This window comes from Bacteroidales bacterium, assembly GCA_012517825.1.
Classification (GTDB): Bacteria; Bacteroidota; Bacteroidia; order Bacteroidales; family JAAYUG01; genus JAAYUG01.
In genome coordinates this window covers 1-21,831 of the sequence record JAAYUG010000054.1, presented here as the reverse complement: position 1 = coordinate 21,831, position 21,831 = coordinate 1, and the positions used below count along the sequence as shown (strand labels likewise).

11 protein-coding genes are annotated in these 21,831 nt (G+C 44.9%); 4 read left to right on the top strand and 7 right to left on the bottom strand.

What is annotated here, in order from left to right:
• A complete protein-coding gene (locus tag GX419_03710) occupies positions 1-1,185 on the bottom strand; it encodes a glycosyl hydrolase family 88 (GenBank protein ID NLI23796.1) in 1,185 nt (394 codons plus the stop codon).
• A 193-nt stretch (positions 1,186-1,378) separates the two neighbouring features.
• On the opposite strand from GX419_03710, the gene GX419_03705 reads away from it, so the two are divergent.
• Positions 1,379-5,800 carry a response regulator gene (locus GX419_03705; GenBank protein ID NLI23795.1) on the top strand — a complete coding sequence of 1,474 codons (4,422 nt, stop codon included), beginning with the start codon at positions 1,379-1,381 and terminating at the stop codon, positions 5,798-5,800.
• Positions 5,801-5,912: 112 nt separating this feature from the next.
• Here GX419_03705 and GX419_03700 read toward each other — a convergent pair whose 3' ends face one another.
• The gene (locus GX419_03700; protein ID NLI23794.1) at positions 5,913-8,237 is read right to left on the bottom strand and encodes a T9SS type A sorting domain-containing protein; all 2,325 of its coding nucleotides are present in this window, start codon (positions 8,235-8,237) and stop codon (positions 5,913-5,915) included.
• 200 nt (positions 8,238-8,437) lie between these two features.
• Between GX419_03700 and GX419_03695 the strand changes: the two genes are divergently transcribed.
• Together GX419_03695 and GX419_03690 are read left to right on the top strand one after the other, a co-directional pair.
• A complete protein-coding gene (locus tag GX419_03695; GenBank protein NLI23793.1) occupies positions 8,438-10,780 on the top strand; it encodes a glycoside hydrolase family 3 protein in 2,343 nt (780 codons plus the stop codon).
• 34 nt (positions 10,781-10,814) lie between these two features.
• Entirely contained in the window at positions 10,815-13,145 is a 2,331-nt protein-coding gene (locus tag GX419_03690; protein ID NLI23792.1) for a glycoside hydrolase family 127 protein, read from the top strand.
• A gap of 57 nt (positions 13,146-13,202) precedes the next feature.
• Here the strand turns inward: GX419_03690 and GX419_03685 are convergent, their stop codons facing one another.
• Entirely contained in the window at positions 13,203-14,324 is a 1,122-nt protein-coding gene (locus GX419_03685) for a glycoside hydrolase family 5 protein (protein NLI23791.1), read from the bottom strand.
• Positions 14,325-14,471: 147 nt separating this feature from the next.
• Here GX419_03685 and GX419_03680 point away from each other — a divergent pair, with 147 nt between their 5' ends.
• Entirely contained in the window at positions 14,472-17,765 is a 3,294-nt protein-coding gene (locus GX419_03680) for a hypothetical protein (protein NLI23790.1), read from the top strand.
• A gap of 250 nt (positions 17,766-18,015) precedes the next feature.
• Here GX419_03680 and GX419_03675 read toward each other — a convergent pair whose 3' ends face one another.
• From GX419_03675 to GX419_03660, 4 genes are all read right to left on the bottom strand, one after another.
• Positions 18,016-18,669: an HAD family phosphatase gene (locus tag GX419_03675; protein NLI23789.1), complete on the bottom strand. Its 654-nt coding sequence runs from the start codon at positions 18,667-18,669 to the stop codon at positions 18,016-18,018.
• A gap of 10 nt (positions 18,670-18,679) precedes the next feature.
• The gene (locus GX419_03670) at positions 18,680-19,237 is read right to left on the bottom strand and encodes an isoprenylcysteine carboxylmethyltransferase family protein (GenBank protein ID NLI23788.1); all 558 of its coding nucleotides are present in this window, start codon (positions 19,235-19,237) and stop codon (positions 18,680-18,682) included.
• Positions 19,234-20,058: a class I SAM-dependent methyltransferase gene (locus GX419_03665; protein NLI23787.1), complete on the bottom strand. Its 825-nt coding sequence runs from the start codon at positions 20,056-20,058 to the stop codon at positions 19,234-19,236. Before GX419_03665 ends, GX419_03670 begins: the two co-directional genes overlap by 4 nt.
• 227 nt (positions 20,059-20,285) lie before the next feature.
• Positions 20,286-21,831, bottom strand: a 1,546-nt coding sequence (locus GX419_03660) for a peptide-N-glycosidase (protein NLI23786.1), incomplete at its 5' end; no start/stop codon positions are given.

Genomic DNA, 21,831 nt, shown 5'->3' with positions numbered 1-21,831 from the left:
TTATTGGTTAAGTTCGATAGCGGCAAGTATAAACGATGCAACCCCTTTCGGGTCATTATCAATCTGTTTTTCGCTCACATAATATGTGTAGGAACCATCTCTGTAAGGATTTCCTCCCAATCCGCATGATCCGCAGATATGCGTCAGGGTAGGCAGGCCGTCATTACCGGTTACGACAAATTCCCGGACAATTCCCCGGAAACTTTTGAGAGCCTCTTTGTAGAATTTCTGAGGAAGATACCCTTTTTTAGCTCCTTTGGCAAAAGCATAGGTGAACATACATGAGCCGGAAGCTTCGGGGTAATTCCCTGGTCTGTCAGGCTGGTTGATAACCTGGTACCAAACCATTTTCTCCCGGTCTCTTACCTTAAGCAATGCATTACAGACCGAACGGAATATTCTGATCAGTGAATCTCTGCCATGATAGTTTTCCGGAATATAATCAAGAACATCAACCAGAGCCATAGTAAACCAGCCTATTCCCCGGCTCCAGAAAATGCGGGAAGTTCCGGTCTCCGGATTACACCATGCCTGTGATTTGCTTTCATCCCAGGCATGATAAAGAAGGCCGGTTGAGGAGTCCAGGGTTTTGCTGTATACCAGAGTAATCTGATGAAAAACAGTATCAAACCATTTATCATCGTTGAATTCTCGGGCATATTGCGCCATGAAGGGAGCCGACATATAGATGCCATCAAGCCACATCTGCCAGGGGTAAACTTTTTTATGCCAGAACCCTCCGGTTTTTGTCTTGGGCTGGTTTGTAAGCTGCTGGACCAGTTGAAGCAGGGCTGTATGGTATTTTTCTGAAGCTGTTCTTTTATAAAGTGTAATCAGATTCTTGCCGGGGTTGATGTTGTCAAGATTGTAATCTTCCAGCTTATAGGTTTTAATTTTACCATCATCGCTGATGAAATAATCTATATAAGATTGCATATAGGCCGAATAGGCAGGATTGAGGTATCCAAGCCTGTCAATGGCTTGTCCCAAAAAAGCTATATCGTACTGCCATTTAACAGATTTGGCATTGTTGTATTTGACAAGACTATCAGCCCGCTGCATTACTGTAATGGCCATCTGCTCAGCCCAGCTTTTAGAAGGAGGATTTTCCCCCGACTTGCCTGAAATGGCATGGCACCCTGAAAGGATAAGTAACGCTGAACAGATAGCTGAAAGCAGTGTCATACGGAAAAATATACAAGCGAAAGTTAAACATAGGTAATCAACAAAAGGGGGGAATAATAACCGGAAAAAGGGGGATAAATTGTCACCTGCTCAGATAATAAACCTGGCCAATGAATGCTTTCTAAAGTTTTGCCGATAAACGGGCATGAATTTTATGAATAACTTATCTTTGTTAGTACCTACTCTTGTCTGCATGCTGAAAAATATACACATACACTTTGCCGGAATTGTCTTTGTCGGGTTGGTGGTATCATGCCATTCTCTTGTTTATGCAGGTAATGACCAGATTGAGATTGAGCGTTTTGATCATCTGAACACAAGAAACGGTCTTTCACAGAATTCAGTCCTTAGTGCTTATTGTGACCATCTCGGATTTTTATGGTTTGGCACGATGAATGGTCTGAACCGGTATGATGGGTATTCTTTTAAGATATACAAGGCGCGTCCGGGAGAAGAATATATGCTGTCCAACAACCGGATCAGCGGAATATGGGAAGACCAGAGAGGATTTTTATGGGTCAATACCTATGATGGTTATTACCATTATCTAGACAGGGAACATGACCGGTTTATTACTTTTCCGTTTTATGACAAATCGGAAGAAGAAAGAAACAGTGCAATAAAATGTTTTTCACAAATAAACAAAAATGAGATCTGGCTTGGGTCTGATAATTCAGGGATATACAGATTGCTTTATGACAGCCTGAAAAATGGATATTCAGTTCAGCGGCTTGTTTCACGAGGTGTTAATGCCATTACCAATAATACAATTCGCTTTATTCTTTCTGATCCGAACGGGAATATCTGGATAGGAACACTCAGGGGGCTCAATTTCTTTCCGGCTTCGGCCAGAATGTCGGGAGAGAACGAGTTTCAACATTTTCTGGTAAATGAAGAATTTACAGCTGGAGCGGCCACTGATAATGAAGTATGGTTTGGTACACGAAAGAACGGAATCATCCTCTACTCTTCTGCAGAAAAGAAATTTATCAGGGATGCAAAACTGCCAGAACGGGAGGAAATCACGTTATTGGTGTATGGGAAAAATGGGTATATAGCTGCAGGTACAGGATCTGATGGCTTGTATATTATTCGTCCTGCAGATCGGAACATATCGCATTTCAGTCTGCCAGGCAAAAAAATTACCCGAATTTATGAAGACCGTCAGGGTATGTTCTGGGTCAATACCAACAAATTTGGTGTCAGCCGCATTGACCCAGCTTCCGGTGTTCATCGGACATATACGCTTACTCCTGTAGATATTCAGCCATTGATTGATGACGAGCGGCAGTATTTCTTTGAAGACAGCAAAGGAAATCTATGGATCGGCCTCCATGGAGGAGGTTTGGCTCTTTATGACCGTATGTCTGATCAGTTCCGTTTTTTCAGGAATAATCCGGTTGACCCCAAAACCATATCGTCCAATTTTGTTCATTGCATTACAGAAGATAAATCGGGGCTTTTATGGGTAGGAACCGGGCAATCTAACGGAGGTATCAATAAGGTAATTCCGGCCAACAATTCGTTCAGGCACATCTTTCCTAAAATTCAGATCAATGATATATCTGAAAACGTGATCCGGTGTATTTTTCAGGATAGCAACAATAAAATATGGGTAGCGACTAAGTCGGGTAAGCTGTATGTATATGATGAGAACTTTACGCTGCAGGCCGTTTTTGACAACATACCTCTTGTCAAAGGAAATGTGCCGGTTTATAATGTTTACACCATCCTTGAAGACAGCAAGGGATATCTTTGGCTGGGATCCAAGGGAGGAGGAGTTGCCGTCAGCCGGACCTGCCTGAAAGATGCAAAAGGCGATTACCGTAAGCTGAAGTTTGACATTTATCGTCATGACTCCGCTGATTCCACTTCTCTTTCTGGCGATATGATATATTCAATCCTCGAAGACAGGCAAAACAGAATATGGATAGGAACTTACGGTGACGGTTTGAATCTGGTGACGGGCCGGGATCATGAGCGCCTGCGATGCCGGCACATAAACCGGAAAAACAGTAATCTTTCCAGTGATGTGGTTCGTCAGGTTTTCGAAGATTCGGAAGGAAATCTATGGATTGCTACAATATTCGGTGTAAATTGCCTGCGTAATCATAGCCTGAAGGATTCTGCCATATTTGAAAATTTCAGGTACAATCCGCAAAACCGTTCCAGCCTGAGTTACAACGATGTAATTCACATTTATGAAGATTCCCGTAAGAGGCTCTGGTTTGGGACGTTCGGTGGCGGATTGAATCTTTATACAGGTGAGGGTAAATTCAAACGTTACACCCAATTGTCAGGGCTTGCAAATGATGCGGTGTTTGGAATTCTTGAAGACAAAAACGGTTATCTGTGGTTAAGTACAGAGAATGGGTTGTCTCGGTTTGATGTTCATGAGGAAAAATTTGAGAGCTATAACGAAAACAATGGTCTGGTTTCGGCATCATTCAATGAGAATGCCTGTTGCAGAACCCGATCAGGGCTGCTTCTTTTTGGTGCCAATGATGGTTTGCTCATTGTTACTCCGGCTGTTTCAAAGGGAAACGGGATTGCTCCTCCCCTGGTACTCACAAATTTTCAGTTGTTCAATAAGGACGTCAGCTTTAATGATCCTGATTCTCCTCTGAAAACAACAATCGAAACGGCACAAAAGATAGTACTCCGTTATAATCAGTCCAGTTTCAGTATTGATTATGCTGCCCTTAGTTTTTTTGATCCGGAAAAGAATCAATATGCCTTCATGCTGGAAAATTTCGATAAAGGCTGGAATATGGTCAAAGGTCAGCGAAGGGCTACCTATACAAATATTCCACCAGGGGATTATATTTTCAAATTGAAAGGTGCCGGTTCCGACGGGACATGGACTCCTGTTCCTCTTTCATTGAGAATTACCGTTTTGCCACCATGGTGGAAGACATGGTATGCTTATCTTTCCTATTTCATTATGTTTCTTTTCCTGGCAGAGATGAGCCGGCGGATTATCGTCCGTTACATTCATCTTCGCAATGAATTGCGCGTTGAAAGAAGAGTTAACGAAATCAAACTTCAGTTCTTTACAAATATTTCGCACGAAATACGGACACCTCTGACTTTAATCCTTGGTCCTCTTGAGGATATCAGAAGGTACGAGCATCTGCCTGTGCAATTGCAGCGGCCTGTTGATATCATGTACCGGAACGGGCAGCGCATGCTCCGTCTGATAAATCAATTGCTTGATTTCCGTAAGATACAAAACAACAAAATGACTCTCCGGGTTCATAAGGTGAATTATCCGGAATTTCTTAAGGAAGTATGCAGAAATTTTGACCATATGGCAGAGCGGAAAGGAATCCGCTTTGTTAATGAGATTCCTGATAATACCATTGAGGTCTGGATTGACCCTGAGAAAGTTGATTCAATATTGTTCAACTTGTTGTCGAATGCATTTAAATTCACGCCTTCTGGTGGAACTATCAGCGTAACGCTGGGAGTGAATGAAAAAAACGGTTGTTTTGATACTGTCATTGCCGATCAGGGTCCCGGGATACCTGCTGATAAAATTCCTCTGATCTTCAGCCGCTATACTTCATTTTCAGCCGAAAGGAAATACTTTTCCAGCACCGGCCTGGGTCTTGCCTTGTCAAAAGAACTGGCCCTGCTTCATTCCGGCGATATTCTTGTGGAAAGTATCCCGGAGACAGGAAGTGTATTTACCCTGAGGCTTCCTCTTGGTAAAGATCACTTTAAACAGGAAGAATTGTGTGAGGAAGCTCAACCGGCCATTTCTGTTATTCCGGATGTTGATCTTTCTGACGAATCTGTTCCTGAACCATTGGTGTCAAAAAGTCCGGGAAGCAAGATCGTCGTTGTTGAAGATAATCATGAAATCCTGGACTATGTTTCATCCGTTCTCTCGGAAAGGTTTTATGTTGTTAGTGCTTCCAACGGCAAGGAAGGTCTGGAAATAGTCAGAAAAGAATTGCCCGATCTGATTATTGCCGATATAATGATGCCGGAGCTGGACGGGCTCGAAATGACCCGCAGAATTAAGGAAGATTTCAGGACCAGTCATATTCCTGTTATTTTGCTTACCGCTTTATCGGATATTGAAGAACAGATCGAAGGAATAAAGACAGGTGCGGAAGCCTATGTACTTAAGCCGTTTCATGCTGTGTATCTCAAAGAACTTGCCACCACGCTCATAAAGCAGAGAGCAATGATTTTCCAGAAAGTTGCCGATAAGAATATTCTGGAACCCGGAGATCTGAAAATTACCTCGCGTGATGAAGAATTTATCCGGAAAATAATTTCCCTTATTGGTGAAAATTATTCTAACCCGGATTTTAATGTGGAAAAACTGGTCGAATTATCTGGATGTGGGCGAACCGTATTTTATAACAAGATTAAAAGTTTTACGGGCCTTAGCCCTGTTGAATTTCTAAGGCAGATGCGACTTAAAATTGCGGCTAAATACCTTTTGGCTCCGGGATATAATGTTTCCGAGATTGCTTATTTGTGCGGATTTAATGACGAAAAATATTTCCGGAAATGCTTCCGTGATCTGTACGGGATGACCCCCACCGAATACCGGAATAAAAATGGTTTTTCAGCAGTAAAAACGGAGAAAGATGGGTAAATCCATGTTGCGCATTCCCCTCCGTTTTTAATTCATTTCTGCCGGATTAAACCAGGTACCAATACTCAAAAACATGTTTGCTGGAATTCGTAATGCAGAATCCTGAATAAACTTATCTGATAATCAGCAGTTTTTGTGCACCCTCGTTCGACCCTGTTTTCCACCGAACAATATAGATACCTTTGGGTAGCATATCAACCGGGAAAGCGATGACGGAGAGACCTCCCGAAATAAGGTAGGAATTTTGCAGCAGGGTATTCCCGGCGGGATTGGATACTGAGAATTCTATCTTTTCTGGTTTACCTGAGACAATTTTAAGAAATACCCTGTCGAAAGCGGGATTTGGATAGATGGTCAGCAGTAACTGAGTGGCTGGAGTACTAATATCCGAAGCGGTTTCAAAGAAGGATATTTTGTCAATATGCGGACCTCCTGTTGTTGAGGTAAGAATGAACCGGACCGAGTTAATTCCGCTTTTGAGAGACAGAGTAATCTGAACCCGCTTCCAGGTTCCGAAAGAACCGGTTGATGGCAAGGCAAAAGAGGGCAGTACCACAGATCCGTTCACCAACACCTTCATGGTGGCATTGGCTTCACTTGAATAGGTGACAGTTATTGTTTTCAGTGCATCTTCCTGCGTGAATACCTCGAATTCAACATAGGCTCCATACAGGTTGCTGTAAGCAGCATAACCCTCTCCCGAGTAGCCGGGATACTCGGAGGCTTTGACAGCATTAAACAATGTGGCATTTTCGGCCTCATACAGTGAATCATTCAGGGGCAGAAAAACTGCCGTAATATTCACAGCACTGGTCACATCAAATGAGAGAGGATTCTGCTGTCCTGCATAATCTCCATTCCATCCTGAAAAATACCATCCTGACGAAGGAATAGCAGTAAGTGATACGGATGTTCCGTTTCGCACAGAATTTTCAGCAGGAATTCCCTCAACCTGGCCGCGGCCGTCAACCCTGATATTCAATGTATAATACGTAAACGTGTCAGGAACAAAACGTGCAATAATATTCATGGCAGAGTCAACTCGGATTATTTTACTGCCAGACGAACCCTGTACATCGCCCGACCATTCATAAAATACCCAGCCATTACCGGCGAGGGCGTACAGGGATAATTCCGTTCCTTTCCTGTACCACCCCGAATCGGGAAATACATAGCCATTTCCTTCAGTCTGGAAAGTTATTTTGACCCTTTCGTTCTGCCATTCCTCTCCGGTTTCAAAAGCTCCCAGATCAGGAGCCATGCCGTTAAACGGAAGACCAACATCCGTACCGCCGTCAATCATATCGCTTGTTTCTGTCAGCCGCAGAAAGGGAATATCAGGCAGTACCCCGTCAGGATACCTGGGCAGGAAGGCAAGCGTATCATTCAAACTGATAAAATCTTCGGCTGAAACAGAAAATCCCTGCCAGCTGTTTTTTTCCTGGAGAGTATTTCCAAAAGCATCAGAAGACTTGCTTTGAAAAGAGATGGAGTTTTTAATACTATGAGTACCTTCCGACAGCTGATAGTTGGGTTTGCTGATTATCTGCCCGTTTTTCCAGGAAGTGCAGTTTAGCAGGGTTATACTTCCGGTATTATGATTATGGTCGAATCCTTTGGCTCCGTTCAGGAAAGAAATGCAATTGGTAACAATATGATTGGCAGGAACATAATTTCCGCCCAGTTTGAATCCGTTACCGTCTCCCAGACCTGCTATATTGTCGCCAAGAAACCCATTCCGGAAGGCCCAGCAATGGCTTAATGTAACAGGGTATTGTCCTTCATAAAGATCCCAGCCGTCGTCAAGGTTGTTCCATGAGCGGCATCCGTAAAATGAATTTCCCGGACCAATGTCAAGTTTGGCGGCAAAACCGTCTGCATTTTCGTTTGTGAGTGAATCAATGTTCAGATACGAGTCGCAATTCATTACTTCATTGTAACTGCTTCCTCCGCTGATTTGCAGTCCTGAATCGCGGTTATGATGGAAAGTGCAATTCTCAACCCGGTTATGATGAGCTCCTGAAAAGTACATTCCGTTATCGCCCGCTGCGTATATTTCCAGACCTTTGAAGTGCCAGTAATCGGCTCCTACTTCAATGCCCCGGTTGGAACTGTTGTAGGCTTGACGGGAAAAATCAAGAACCGGATGTTCATTAGGGTAGGCCCACAGCCTAACCGGTTTTTGCGCTGTGCCGCTTTTGCTTTTCGGAACGGAAATCTTCTGAGTAAGGGAATAGATTCCTCCTCTGAGAAGAATATAGTCTCCCGGAGCAGACCGGTTCACTGCAAGCTGAATGGATTGAAGAGGATGTTCCGGTGACAATCCGTCATTCTCGTCCGATCCGGAGGGAGAAACAAAATACACTGTAGCCTGGACACGTCCGGCCCATACCAAAATTAAAAGGGACAGAATAAGAACTTTTTTTGTCGCCATCATGCATACAAAGGTAAGGTTCAAAATAGTTTTTAAGGGGACAAATTATCATTTCGGGGGGGACATTTTATCGTTTAGACGATAATAAAAGCCTTTTAAAGGGCAAATTTTCTTAAAGTCTTCCGGATTGAATATATTTGTTTTTCCCAGTTTAAACAAACGGAAATCATAAAATGAAAACAAAAACAACATTAAAATGGCATATGCCGTTTTCGAATTCCGGAAGAATTCTTATTCTGTTTATTCTCACCGCAATTTTTTCTTTCACGGGTTGTAAAAAGTGGACGGCAACAGATCGGGGCGATTTTATTGTTGTGAAAAACAAGGGCGGGCTAACCCTGGGATATTCTAAACAATCGGAAATGAAGATCATTACCACATCGGGTTTTGCGTTTAAAGATCTGAACAGGAACGGGAAGCTGGATCCGTATGAGGACTGGCGTTTGCCGGCTGCTGAGAGAGCCAGGGATCTGGCATCCAGAATGTCAGTTGAGCAGATTGCCGGTCTGATGCTGTACAGTTCTCATCAGGCAGTGCCTTCCAGGGGACGTGGTTTTATGGGAGGTACGTACAAGGGGAAACCTTTTGAGGAGAGCGGTGCTGACCCGGCTGATTTATCGGATGCACAGATTGAATTCCTTTCAAAAGACAATGTACGGCATGTACTTGTTACTTCCGTTGAAAGTCCTGAAGTGGCAGCCCGATGGAACAATAAGATGCAGTCCTTAACCGAAGGCCTTGGTTTGGGTATACCCGTGAATATCAGTTCAGACCCACGTCATGGAGTTGTCGCCTCTGCAGAATATAATGCCGGTGCGGGAGGCAGAATTTCCATGTGGCCTGAACCATTGGGTCTGGCGGCTACATTTGATCCCGAAATTGTCAGACAGTTCGGGCAAATTGCTGCCCTTGAATATCGGGCCCTTGGTATTGCCACAGCTCTTTCACCGCAAATAGACCTTGCTACGGATCCACGGTGGTCCAGAGTGAGCGGCACATTCGGCGAAAGTTCAAAATTGTCTTCAGATCTTGCCAGAGCTTATATTGACGGATTCCAGACCTCCTATGATACCAGCGAAATCTCTGATGGGTGGGGTTTTGCCAGTGTAAACGCCATGGCAAAACACTGGCCGGGAGGAGGGACAGGTGAAGGTGGACGTGATGCCCATTTTGCTTATGGAAAATACGCCGTTTACCCCGGAAACAACTTTGCTGAACATCTGATTCCGTTTACGGAAGGTGCGTTTAAACTTGGTGAGAAAACCGGTTCAGCCGCTGCTATTATGCCATACTATACTATTTCTTACGGTCAGGACACAGTATATCATGAAAACGTAGGTAATTCGTACAGCAAATATATGATCAACGATCTCCTCCGAGGCAAATACAACTACCAGGGTGTAGTTTGCACCGATTGGGGAATCACAGCAGATGAAAGTCCCGTTATAGCCAATATGTTCCTTGGTGGCCGGTGCTGGGGCCTTGAAAAAGGATATACTGTAGCACAAAGGCATTACCGGCTGATGATGGTGGGTATAGATCAGTTTGGCGGAAACAACAGGGCAGAACCGGTCATTGAAGCATACAAAATTGGAATGGCAGAACATGGTGAATCATTTATGAGAAAACGATTCGAAGAATCTGCTGTTCGTCTTCTTCTGAATATGTTCCGAACAGGCTTGTTTGAAAATCCCTATCTCGATCCAGCCAGATCAGCTCAAATTGTCGGAAATCCCGATTTCATGAAAGCCGGTTATGAAGCCCAGCTAAAGTCTGTTGTTCTGTTAAAAAACAGGGGACAGATTCTTCCGCTCCGGAAAGGCATCAAAGTTTTTGTTCCTGAACGTTACCTTCCTGCTGGCCAGGATTGGTTTGGCAATCCTGTTCCTGAACGGAAAGAATACCCGGTAAATATGGATATTGTGAGAAAATATTTCGAAATTGCCGGTAATGCCCAGGAGGCAGATGCGGCTCTGGTATTTGTTACTAATCCGGAGACAGGGCGAGGTTATCAGCCGGAAGATGTAAAGTCAGGTGGGAATGGTTATTTTCCTATTAGCCTGCAATATGGGCCTTACACGGCAGTTGATGCCCGCGATCCGAGTATTGCCGGAGGAGATCCGCTGGAAAAATTCACCAACCGCACTTACAAGGGAAAAACAGTGCAGGCAAGGAACATTTATGATCTGAAAATGATTAACGAAACCAGCCGGAAAATGAAAGGGAAGCCGGTCATTGTTATAGTCAGAATGTCAAATCCGATGGTATTTGCCGAATTTGAACCGCAGGCAGGCGCTATCCTTGTCCATTTCGGAGTCCAGGATCAGGCAATACTTGACATTATCAGCGGAAATGCAGAACCTTCGGGACTTCTTCCGATGCAAATGCCGGCCAATATGAAAACAGTAGAAAAACAGAACGAAGATGTACCGTTTGATATGGAATGTTACACTGATTCAGAAGGCCATACCTATGATTTTGCTTTCGGGATGAACTGGAAAGGAGTGATCAGGGATAAAAGAACCAATGTGTATGCCCGGAAATAATTGACTTAATAACTTTTCAAGCAGATTTTTATCTATGAAGCGGTACGTTCTTTTTATTGCGGGTTTTTTTGTCTTATGCCTTGCACCTGCGCAGTATCCCGGTCAATTTGCCTCCAAGATCAGGGTTCCTCTGGCAAAAAAAACCATGGCAGAAGCTTTTAACCTGTCGGATGTCAGACTTCTTGACAGTCCTTTTAAAGAAGCAATGGAACGTGATCAGACCTGGTTGCTGAGCCTGGATAATAACCGCCTGTTGCACAATTACAGGGTTAATGCAGGACTTAAGACCACAGCAAAAGCATACGGCGGTTGGGAAGAGCTTGACTGTGAACTCAGAGGGCATTCGCTGGGGCATATTCTCTCAGCCCTCGCCATGATGTATGCTTCGACAGGAGATACAGTCTACAGAAATAAGGGAGCCGCTCTGGTGGCGGGTCTGGCCGAATGCCAGGAAGCACTTGGTTCATCAGGATACCTTGCAGCTTTTCCTGAATATTTTATTAAACGTGTTATTGATGGAACGGGGGTTTGGGCTCCCTGGTATACCTTGCATAAAATATATGCCGGATTATTGGACATGTACCTGATATGCGATAACGTGCAGGCTTTTGAGGTAGTACAGAAAATGGCAGACTGGGCATACAATAAACTTGCTCCGCTTTCTGATGAACAGATTCAGAAAATGCTGCGAACTGAATTCGGGGGAATGAGTGAAGTTATGTATAATCTGTATTCAGTAACAGGCAATGGAAAGTACCGGCTTCTGGCTGAAAAATTCTATCATCATGCTGTGCTTGATCCACTGGCTGAAGGAAAGGATAATCTGGCCGGGCTTCATGCCAATACTCAGATTCCGAAGATTATTGGTGAGGCACGGGGATACGAAATCACCGGAAATGAAAAAGAAAGAGAGATCGCGAAATTTTTCTGGGAAACTGTTCTCAAAAACCATACCTATGCTATCGGAGGAAACAGTGACGGTGAATATTTTGGCCCTCCGGGTAAACTATCGGATCGGTTGAGCAGCAATACCACCGAAACATGCAATACTTATAACATGTTAAAACTCACCCGTCACCTCTTTTGCTGGGAAGCAGATGTAAAGTATGCTGACTATTATGAAAGAGCACTGTATAACCACATACTTGCCTCACAAAATCCGGAAGACGGGAATGTATGTTATTATGTTTCCCTTCGGCCGGGCGATAAAAAGATGTACAGCGACAAATTCAATTCATTTTGGTGTTGTGTCGGAACTGGTTTTGAGAACCATGCAAAGTATGGAGAAGGAATTTATTATAAATCCTCCGATGGAGGGCTGATCGTTAACCTTTTTATACCTTCCGAGCTGAACTGGAAAGAAAATAATCTAACGCTCCGCCAGGAAAACAGGTATCCTGATGAACCATCCACCACATTGACAGTAGGACTGACCAATCCTTTGTCTTTGCCCATATACCTCCGTTATCCTTCGTGGGCAGTAAGGATACATATTACTGTCAACGGCAGGGTATTACCGGTTAGGGAAAAACCCGGAAGCTACATAAGAATTTTGCGCCAGTGGAAAAACGGAGATATTATTAGAGTTGAATTCGGTATGGACCTTCATATGGAACCAATGCCGGACAATCCTTCCCGAGCAGCTATTCTATACGGCCCTGTGGTGCTGGCAGGAGTGTTTGGTCCGGTTCGTCCTGATCCCATAAATATTCCTGTTCTGATTACGGAAGGAAAGCCTGTCAGTCAGTGGCTGGTTCCTGTAGAAGGTAAACCACTTGCTTTTAAAACTTCCGGGGTAGGAAGGCCATCAGACTGTGAGCTCATGCCCTTTTTCAAAGTATATGGACAGCAACATTATACTGTTTACTGGGATTTTGTTACCGCAAAGGATTGGGAAGACAAAAAGCGTGAATATGAGCTGATGAAACGGGAAGAAGAGGAAATTGCCCGGCGTACAGTTGATTATGTGAAAACAGGAGATTCACGGTCAGAAGTCGATCATAATTTTGAGGGGATCAATACCTACGACGGGGAATTTGGTGATAAAGTCTACCGGGATGCCCGTGATGGAGGGTGGTTTCGTTATGATATGGCAGTTGATGAAACCAGCCAGCTGGAGCTTTGGTGCACTTACTGGGGGAATGATTCTGGCCGGAAATTTGAAATCTGGATTGATTCGGTGAAAATTGCCGATGAAATGCTCACCGGACAAAGCCCGAACCGGTTCTACAATAAAACCTATCCTATCCCTGTGGAGGCTGTGAAAGGCAAAAAGAAAGTTTGCGTAACCTTCAGGGCATATCCCAATAGCATGGCAGGCGGGGTTTTTGGTTGCCGCATCCTGCGAAAGGCGGATAGTCAGTAGAATGCAAAGGAGGCCAGGGAGCCTCCTTTGGTATTTTATATCAGTATCAGATTGGGCTTATTGAACAGTTACTCCGGTAAGTATCTTTATAAGCTCCTTATCCGGTTCCCCTTTGAAAACAATCCCGAATCCCCCCTTATAATCCCAGTTTGCCCAGGCGATGTTGTTTTCTTCCAGAAGGCTGACCATATCTTTATACCACTGCAAACGCATTTCTCTTGGTGCCGAAGGAAGACAGCCAAATTCGCCGCAGTACAGGGGCAATTTCAGGCTGTCGGCAAGATGCAGCGGCTTTCTTATCATGATGAGGAAGGTATCTTTATTGAAGTTTCCGTTTTCGTACCTCAAAGCCTGAACCAGATCCTCAGGCAGACCTTTCATGTCATTTTCCTCAACCGTTATTCCCGGGTACTTCACAGGGCCATTGTACTCGCCCACTTTTGTCCAGCCGGCTTTATAATGGGTAAGAGCCAGCGGATGATAAAAATGGAAACTCAGTATGATGTTAGTGTCGTTGGCGGGAACCCGCAACTGATCGAAGGTGGAAGCACTCTGCCAGCGGTTCGAACCGATCACTATTTTACGCAGCGGTTCGGTTTTTCTTAGCTCAGCAACTGTACGTTCAATCAGCTTATTCCACATTTCAGGGTCCGGGGCAACAGCTTCATTCATCAGCTCGTAAGCAATTCTGTTTACAGGATATTTCGAAAGTTCCGCCGAAAGGTCTTTCCACAACCGGATAAATTTGTCCTGCTCGGCCGGGTCGGTCCATAAAGGCGGTGCCTGCATCAGGAAATGATGGGAACGGATAATGTGCAGGTCCACAATGGTGCGCAGGTGGTATTTCTCACACCAGGCCAGAGCATTGTGAAGAAGACGGAAAGCTGTATCGATTTTTTGTCCTTCCGGCGTCCACATCTGCTCTTCATCAATGGGCAACCTGATGTGGTCATAGCCGCAGGAAGCAATAAAGGCCACATCTTTTTCGGTAAAGAATGTGTCACGCGCTTCGCCTCGCCGGTTGCTCTGCGAAAGCCAGTGGCTTATATTCACACCTTTGTGAATGGTAAACGTCTTCTGCTGGTTCCACCAGCCATTCTTTCCGCACGATGGAAAGAGCGCCAGGGCTGTCAGCACAACAAAGAATCGGAAAAGGTTCCGGAGTGGAAAAGATTTCATAATAGTACAGGTTAAAAAGGAAGCCTAAATTTACAAAATGATATTTAGCAATTGCCAGTAGAATTATTTTTTTTACTTTTCTACGCTTTTTCTTAATCTTATTGCATTCATTTTTTTTTATAAATGTTGAGGATTAAAAATTGCTTTATGAAATACTGGTTTTTCGTTTTGTCGTTGATTTTTATCCGATACACAGGTTCTTTTGCCAGGGAAGAAGGAAAGGTGTTGAGCGGATATGAAAAAGATGTTTCAGGTGATGTTCTTTCGTATCATTCATTTCATCCATTTGCAAGTTCTGCTTTGCTTACCCGATGCAATACCGGGCAGATGTCAATTGCATGGGAAACCGAAGCCATACCGGTAAATTGGAAGTCACAGGAAGTATCTTTCAGATGGATAGGAGGTTTCTCAACCGGAACTTCCGATGCAGACCGGTACTTTGACTTTTTTGTCAATGGCAAAAAGGTGCTTACGTTTGTCACCCATCCGGGCTGTGATACTTCGGCGTGGACCGTAAAGGGGGAGGGTGGAATTACCCTTTCCTACAAGCATGTATGGATTGATCATGTATCCGATGCCTTCGGATATTTTCTTCTGACCATTCCCTTCCGGCCCGAACTGGCAGGTAAGCCTCTTATGTTAGGAGTTACAGGCCATGCTATGAACGACGGCGACTGGTACATGACGTTCCGGCATTCCCTGCACGAGTCGGTTAAGGCGAATATGGTGCACGCCCTTGTAAAAAAAGGCAATTCAGCCTGGCAGGTCATCCGGCTCGATGTCGATTATCCCGAAAACACAGGGAAACTCGAAATTAAAGGATTTCGGGGTGAAATAACCCGGCTTCCTCTCAGGCTGGGATATAACAGTCTGGAAGTATATGTGCCCGAAGTTAAAAAGGATACCGTATGGGAGTTTCCTGTCAGGATCAACAACAATAAACCTCAGATTCTTTCCGTTGGGCTGAAACCGGTTGATAAGCGGGAAATATGGATTATTCATCATTCTCATAACGACATTGGGTATACCGATTTACAGCCTAATATTCTGGCTCTTCAGATTCGCAATATTCGGGAAGCACTGCAGCTGATAAAAAAAACCGCCTCATACCCCGAAGAAGCACGTTTTAAGTGGAATACCGAAATAATGTGGGCCGCTGATGCATTTTTACAGCAGGCTTCCGCACAGGAAAAGGAAGAATTTCTGCAGGCTGTACGAGACGGACAGATGGGATTACAGGCTCTTTACGACAATCCGCTTACAGGCCTTGCCCGGCCGGAAGAACTTATGCGGCTAACCGATGTGGCCTGCTACCTCCGGGATCAGTACCACCTCCCGGTAAGCACAGCCATGGTATCCGATGTACCAGGATTTTCATGGGGCCTTGTTCCTGCGTTGCAGCATAAAGGTATTCGCTATTTTACCAGCGGGCCGAATACGGGCGACCGGGTAGGGCATTCGAATAATGCCTGGGGCGATCGGCCATTCTGGTGGGTGTCTCCTGATGGTACGGGTAAAGTGTTGTTCTGGATGGCCGGAAAAGGATATTCCATGTTCCATCAAACCAGATCTCTCAGGACGAACCACGACTTTTCCAATCGACTGTTTGCCTACCTTGATGAACTGGCTTTGAACAATTATCCTTACAAAATGGTGCAGATACGGTACACTGTCTATTCCGATAACGGACCCGTCGATCCGACCTTGTCAGATTTTGTGAGGGAATGGAATGACAAATATATTACTCCCAGACTGGTGATTGGAACTACCGAAGCCATGTTCAGCAAATTTGAAAGAGAATATGGAGCCGATCTTCCTGCATTTGCAGGCGATTTTACTCCTTACTGGGAAGATGGAGCCGCTTCAACGGCGCGGGAAACCGGATTGAACAGAAAAGCCTCCGACCGTGCCATTCAGGCTGAGGTGGTTTCATCTTTGACCGGATTTTCGCTGAACAGGGATACGCTGGAAACCGTATGGAAAAACATCCATTTGTACACAGAGCATACCTGGGGAGCATGGAACAGTGTTAGCGACCCTGATAATGCGGGTGTTAAGGGACAATGGCACATCAAGCAACAGTTTGCCCTGGAGGCTGACCGGCTCTCGCAAAAATTGCTTACGGAAGCCCTGACGGTAAATCAGAAGGGGCAGGGCGGTTCAATCGTTGAAGTAATCAATACTCTGTCATGGCCAAGAACAGGCATTGTGCGCATAAAGAATCCGGATCCGGCAAAATATAAGAGCATTGTTACCGCCGATGGCAAGCCTGTTGCGTCTCAGATGCTCAGTACGGGAGAAATAGCTTTTCTTGCCGATAAGGTACCACCGCTGGGTTCAAAATTGTATCGGCTGTCTGCAACAGAGCCTTCTGTTAAAACAAATTTCCCTCAGATAAATAACGGCATTCAGAATTCCCGCTTCCGTTTGCTCATCGATACCCTGAACGGAAGCATCAGCAGCCTGCTTGATCTGACCACCGGAAGGGAATATGCCGATGCAGGTTTATACGGAGGGATTAACGGTTTCGTTTACATCAAGGGATTGTCGCCCGACCGGGCTTTTGTTCCTTCCGACATCAGGGTACGGATAAAAGATTTAGGGCCTCTGGTGCAAACCATTGAGGTTACCGCAAAATCGGAAGGAGTGGAGAAAGTTGTCAGGGAAATTAGTTTGCTGGAAGGTTTGGATTATGTATTAATCACTAACCGGATCAATAAAATTGCCCGCAGAGAGAAGGAAGCCTGCTATTTTGCCTTTCCCTTCAAAGTGGATAAGCCGGTTGTAAGGTACGATATCGGGTGGGGCATGGTGCGCCCTGATTGTGATCAGCTCGCGGGAGCCTGCAGAGATTTCTTTTCCGTACAACGATGGGTTGATTTTTCAGCGCAGGATTATGGAATTACCCTTGCTACTTGCGAGGCACCTCTGGTTGAATTTGGAGAAATATCTGATGAAACAGGCCACAACAGCGGACCGCGTGGATGGAAAACTGCAACGCCCGACGGTTCTGTGGCTTATTCGTTTGTGATGAACAATTACTGGCATACCAATTATAAGGCCGATCAGGAGGGGTGGACAGAATTCAGTTATGCGCTTCAGCCTCATGAAATGTTCCGTTCTGCCGGTGTTTATCGGTTCGGCTATGAGCAGGATTATCCCTTGCTGACGCGAATGGTTGGTGAAAACCAGATCCCGCTGGAACCTCTCTTTCTGTTAAGTGCACCCGAGGTGAACGTAACCGGTATTCAGACGGGCCCGAATGGTAAGATTCGGCAAATGCGGCTGTTTAATATGAGCGGCAAACCGGTGGAGTTTACAATAAAATGGGGAAAATTCCATCCCGAGGAGTTGTATATTGCAAACCATCCTGGCAAACTGTCTTCTGATGCAACCCTTGCTTTGCCTGCCTATGGAATTATGACATTGACATGTGAATAAATAGTTCCGAGTGGAGAATGAAAATACCGAACCATAACGGTGCTGGGTTATGGTTCCGTTAGATCACTTTATAATTAACCCCTTCAGGGTGCTTGTTTTTCTTTTTTGTTCATTTTCTGCAATAATGCCATCCCTTCGGGATAATATCATAATCAGATAAAGTGACAAAGTTGGAATACCGATGGGTTAAATTCTTGCAGCGTTTTGAAACATTCGAGCATGAAAAGAGCCTGAAGGGGTCGTATTATTGTTATTCTCTGAAGAGAGAGAGAAAGGATTCTATGGTCCGATCAGCACCTGAAAGATCCTGATGGTGGGCGTTTTCCCCTGAATACCCTATACTGAACATCCCTGCCGCCCTGGCTGCCTGAATTCCCAGCGCTGAATCCTCAATAACCATGCATTGATCAGGCGGAGTATCAAGCAATTCCGCTGCCCTGAGAAACACATCCGGCCATGGTTTTGGCCTCGGAACCCACTCGGAACTCAGCACAACGTCAAATGCATCAAGCAGGCCAAGTCTCCGGAGGATAATCTCAATCAATTCCCGGGATGAACCCGAAGCCAGCGCTGTTTTGATTTTCCGCTTTTTCAGATGGTTGAGCAATTCGGTTATATGATCATTTGCCCTTATTTCGGCATGCCGGAAGAACCATGCACGGTATTTCCTGTCGAATTCAATCATATATTCCGGAGAAAGATGGGGGGCATACTGCGAGCAAATTGTTTCATAGAACTTCTGAACCGACATGCCGACAAACTGATGCCTTTCCTTTTCCTGCACCTTAATGCAGAAATGTTCAAAAATGCGCGAATCGGTTTCGTAATGCAGATGTTCACTGTCAACAATCACTCCATCCATGTCGAAAATCACGGCCCTGATATCTGCAGGAATCACTCCCATAGCGAAAATACTATTGCTTACAGTTTTTGAACAATGGGAATATTTTGGGCAGGAACATTCCGGTGTTTTTACGGTACCTTTCGTAATCTGAACCGAATTTGCCTATCATTTCGCCTTCTTCCACCGGTGCTGTTATGTAAAAGGCAACAACACAAAGCGTAGCAAGAATTGAAGAGCGCAGATCTGGATGTTTAAGGAAAACACCCAGTGCAAGAAAAATTAGGGATCCGTACATTGGATGCCTCAGATAACGGTAAATACCTTCTGAAATAAGCCGGGTTGTATTTTCAGGCATCCCTTCAGGCTTTGCATATTTGATATAAAAATACAGCGCACCGGCAACATAATAAAGAGAAAGAAATAGCATTAGCCAGGAGACAATCTGCCGGAAGGAAAAAGCATCCAGAAACCAGAAACGGTAATTAAACCAGGTAAGAAGAAAAAGCCCTGAAAATCCAAAGAACCTGGGTATGCCATGAAATCGCCCTTCCCGTATGGAAAACCACCAGGAAAACCATAAAAGAAACAGAAATCCTGCCCCCAGAATTATACTATCTCTGCTGGTCATCGTGTATTCTTTTCTGCTTCGATGATAACAAAGGGAATTGTCAGCTGGAAAAATCCATTTTTTCTGGCTTCTTCATTCATTTTCCGTTCGGTTTTGCTGAAAACCGTTTTCTGCTTTTCCATTGGCACCAGTTCTTTCCATGGTTCCATGAAGGCCAGTTTTATAAAACCATGCTGCAACATGGATGAGCCGTCGGTAAACCGGTAGGTAAAACTGTTCCTGTGCTTTCGTATATGCCTGAAACCCGCTTTGCGCAGTAAAGAAACAACCTTGCTCAGGTGCGGCCGTTTCGCAGCAATATGTTGTTTCATTTTTTGTACTGAATCAGGAAGCCCTTCTTCTTTTAAAGCTTCTTCAAACAAGCGGTAGAATTCAATCATCGTTCCGGAAGTGTTCATGGTCATAATGAACTGGCAGCGGGGAGCCGCTATGCGATAACTTTCCTTCAGCGCCAGTTCAAGGTTGTCAACATTATTGAATCCATTATTCGAAACGATGCGGTGAAAAAAAGACGCTGAAAACGGGGTGTGCTCAGCTTTACTGGTATGAAATGAAACGTTGTTCAAATCATAGAAATCAGCTTTTTCCCTTGCTCTTTCAAGCGCAGCCTCTGCGGGGTCTATCCCATAAAACTGGCAGGTCTTGCCAAGGCGCATGGCCAGTTCAATAAGCGGAAATCCTGTTCCTGTGCCTACATCAAGCACATTCAGGTGTATTCCGGGCTTTACTCTTTCAAGCAGGTCCAATCCAAACGGAGCTGACCAGAAGGGCAGTTCATCAAGAAATGGAACAACATCCGGGTTGTTTTCAGGGAAACTCATTTGAAGCAGAAATTTTACCTGTGGGTAAATTTAGCATTTTCTACGGAATGGCTTTAAGCAGATACATAGTATGATGTTCCGCATTATTAATACGAAGAATTATTGCAGCTGCAATGAACTGTTCCTTAACCAACAAGTTTGAGCTTCAGTACCGGGATAAATCCTGCCCGAATCAATCGGAAACAGATCCCGGGGTATATGTTACTAGGTACTGGCAGAATCCGGGATTATTCAAGATTGAATCTTCTCTTGAACTGGCTCACATCGTCCATTAATACCTCAATAATATATCTCCCTCTGGGCAGATAGGCAAGATGATACGTAAACCTGCCTCTGGTAACCTTTTCGTATGAATGTGTTTCGACAACTTTTCCATCCGAAGTTATGATAACTCTCATCCGCGAGGGCTTATCTGAATGAAAATCAAGCGTGAGGTCATCTCTGGTACGTCGGGGATATAAAATAAAAGCATACTGGGTTTGGGAAGTGTCGGATACATAGTTTTCGGATGCCTGAAAGGCAAAACGTTCTCCGTTGCCGCAATCGCTTTCAAAGGCATGAACAATCCGTCCCTCCATATCGAGCAGGCGCATGTACCCGTAACCCGATTCAGGCTCATACCAGAATTCCAGCCCATCTCCGGCCGTATCAGCAAGGGTGAGGGTGTAGCATCCGGGCTGGAGGGAAATGGTGTCCTGATAGAGGGTTCGGGATTGCAGTTGTTCAGGCTTTTTAATATACACCGTCTCCTTTTTCTCGTTTTCAATCCATACCGTATTATCCTGCGGCTTGTTGTTGGTCATAAACTGAAGGATAAATCTGGAGGGAATTACCGGAGGAGAGACATATTCTGAACTCATAACGTTGTCCCCTTCCCAGGCATCTTTTTGCCCGTTCGGGCGCGACAACCTTGCCTCAAAGCTTTCTTTTTCAGGGAGACAGGGGATGTCACCCGGAAGGATAACCTCAGTGCTCCGGTAAAAGCCAAGATTTCCTTTCCAGACATAGGTTTGAGGTTTCCTGCCTTTTACACCATATTGAATTGTCACTGAGCGAAGAGGGTTTCTTCCCAGATTCCTGATACGGATAACCGGATTGGAACAGGAAGGGTTCGACCTTCTATGCCAGGGTTTATTGCTGGGCACCAGGATTTCTTCCAGGGCCACATCGTTTCGGGCTGAAGGAAGTGAGTAAGCAATAAGGAAGGAAGCAATATTTTCTGCAGCATTTTTATCGGCAGTAGCCTTATATGGCTGCATAAGCAACTGAAGTGTATGATCGCCGGGGGATGCTTCAAAATCAATAAAATGGGCCGGTTGAAGAGTCCCCGGGCACCAGAGAGCACGGTCGTAAATCCATGTTCCGCCCTGAGGATAAAGAGGATTGTCGCCGCAGTCTTTCCATAGCTCCTGATGATCAATCATGCGGTTATCAAGGAAAATTTCGCGCCATCGACTGCAAAACTCACTGCATCCACGCGGCTGGTCCATTCCGTGGCCGGTTTGCTGGATGCGGATACGGTAAAAACCTTCCTTTCCTGCAGAAGAAAACGATATGGGTTTGAGAAGGTCTGTAATATCTTCATCAGGATTTCCGTAAGGGAATGATCCGTTCCACAGGGGTGTGATGCTAAGAGGATGAACTATTTCAGGTCCGGTAGTGATTTCAAAATCAATGGTTACCGCCCATCCCACGGAAGTGGTTTCATATCCGGAATGCTGATAAACAATTTCAACGCTGTCGCGCAGAAGGGCCGAAAAGTCAGTTACGTCT

What these genes read in the sequence shown, in the direction of transcription:
- GX419_03700 (NLI23794.1), bottom strand. Translation starts at nt 8,237, where the DNA reads ATGATGGCGACAAAAAAAGTTCTTATTCTGTCCCTTTTAATTTTGGTA.
- GX419_03710 (NLI23796.1), bottom strand. Translation starts at nt 1,185, where the DNA reads ATGACACTGCTTTCAGCTATCTGTTCAGCGTTACTTATCCTTTCAGGG.
- GX419_03670 (NLI23788.1), bottom strand. Translation starts at nt 19,237, where the DNA reads ATGACCAGCAGAGATAGTATAATTCTGGGGGCAGGATTTCTGTTTCTT.
- GX419_03705 (NLI23795.1), top strand. Translation starts at nt 1,379, where the DNA reads ATGCTGAAAAATATACACATACACTTTGCCGGAATTGTCTTTGTCGGG.
- GX419_03695 (NLI23793.1), top strand. Translation starts at nt 8,438, where the DNA reads ATGCCGTTTTCGAATTCCGGAAGAATTCTTATTCTGTTTATTCTCACC.
- GX419_03690 (NLI23792.1), top strand. Translation starts at nt 10,815, where the DNA reads ATGAAGCGGTACGTTCTTTTTATTGCGGGTTTTTTTGTCTTATGCCTT.
- GX419_03680 (NLI23790.1), top strand. Translation starts at nt 14,472, where the DNA reads ATGAAATACTGGTTTTTCGTTTTGTCGTTGATTTTTATCCGATACACA.
- GX419_03665 (NLI23787.1), bottom strand. Translation starts at nt 20,058, where the DNA reads ATGAGTTTCCCTGAAAACAACCCGGATGTTGTTCCATTTCTTGATGAA.
- GX419_03685 (NLI23791.1), bottom strand. Translation starts at nt 14,324, where the DNA reads ATGAAATCTTTTCCACTCCGGAACCTTTTCCGATTCTTTGTTGTGCTG.
- GX419_03675 (NLI23789.1), bottom strand. Translation starts at nt 18,669, where the DNA reads ATGGGAGTGATTCCTGCAGATATCAGGGCCGTGATTTTCGACATGGAT.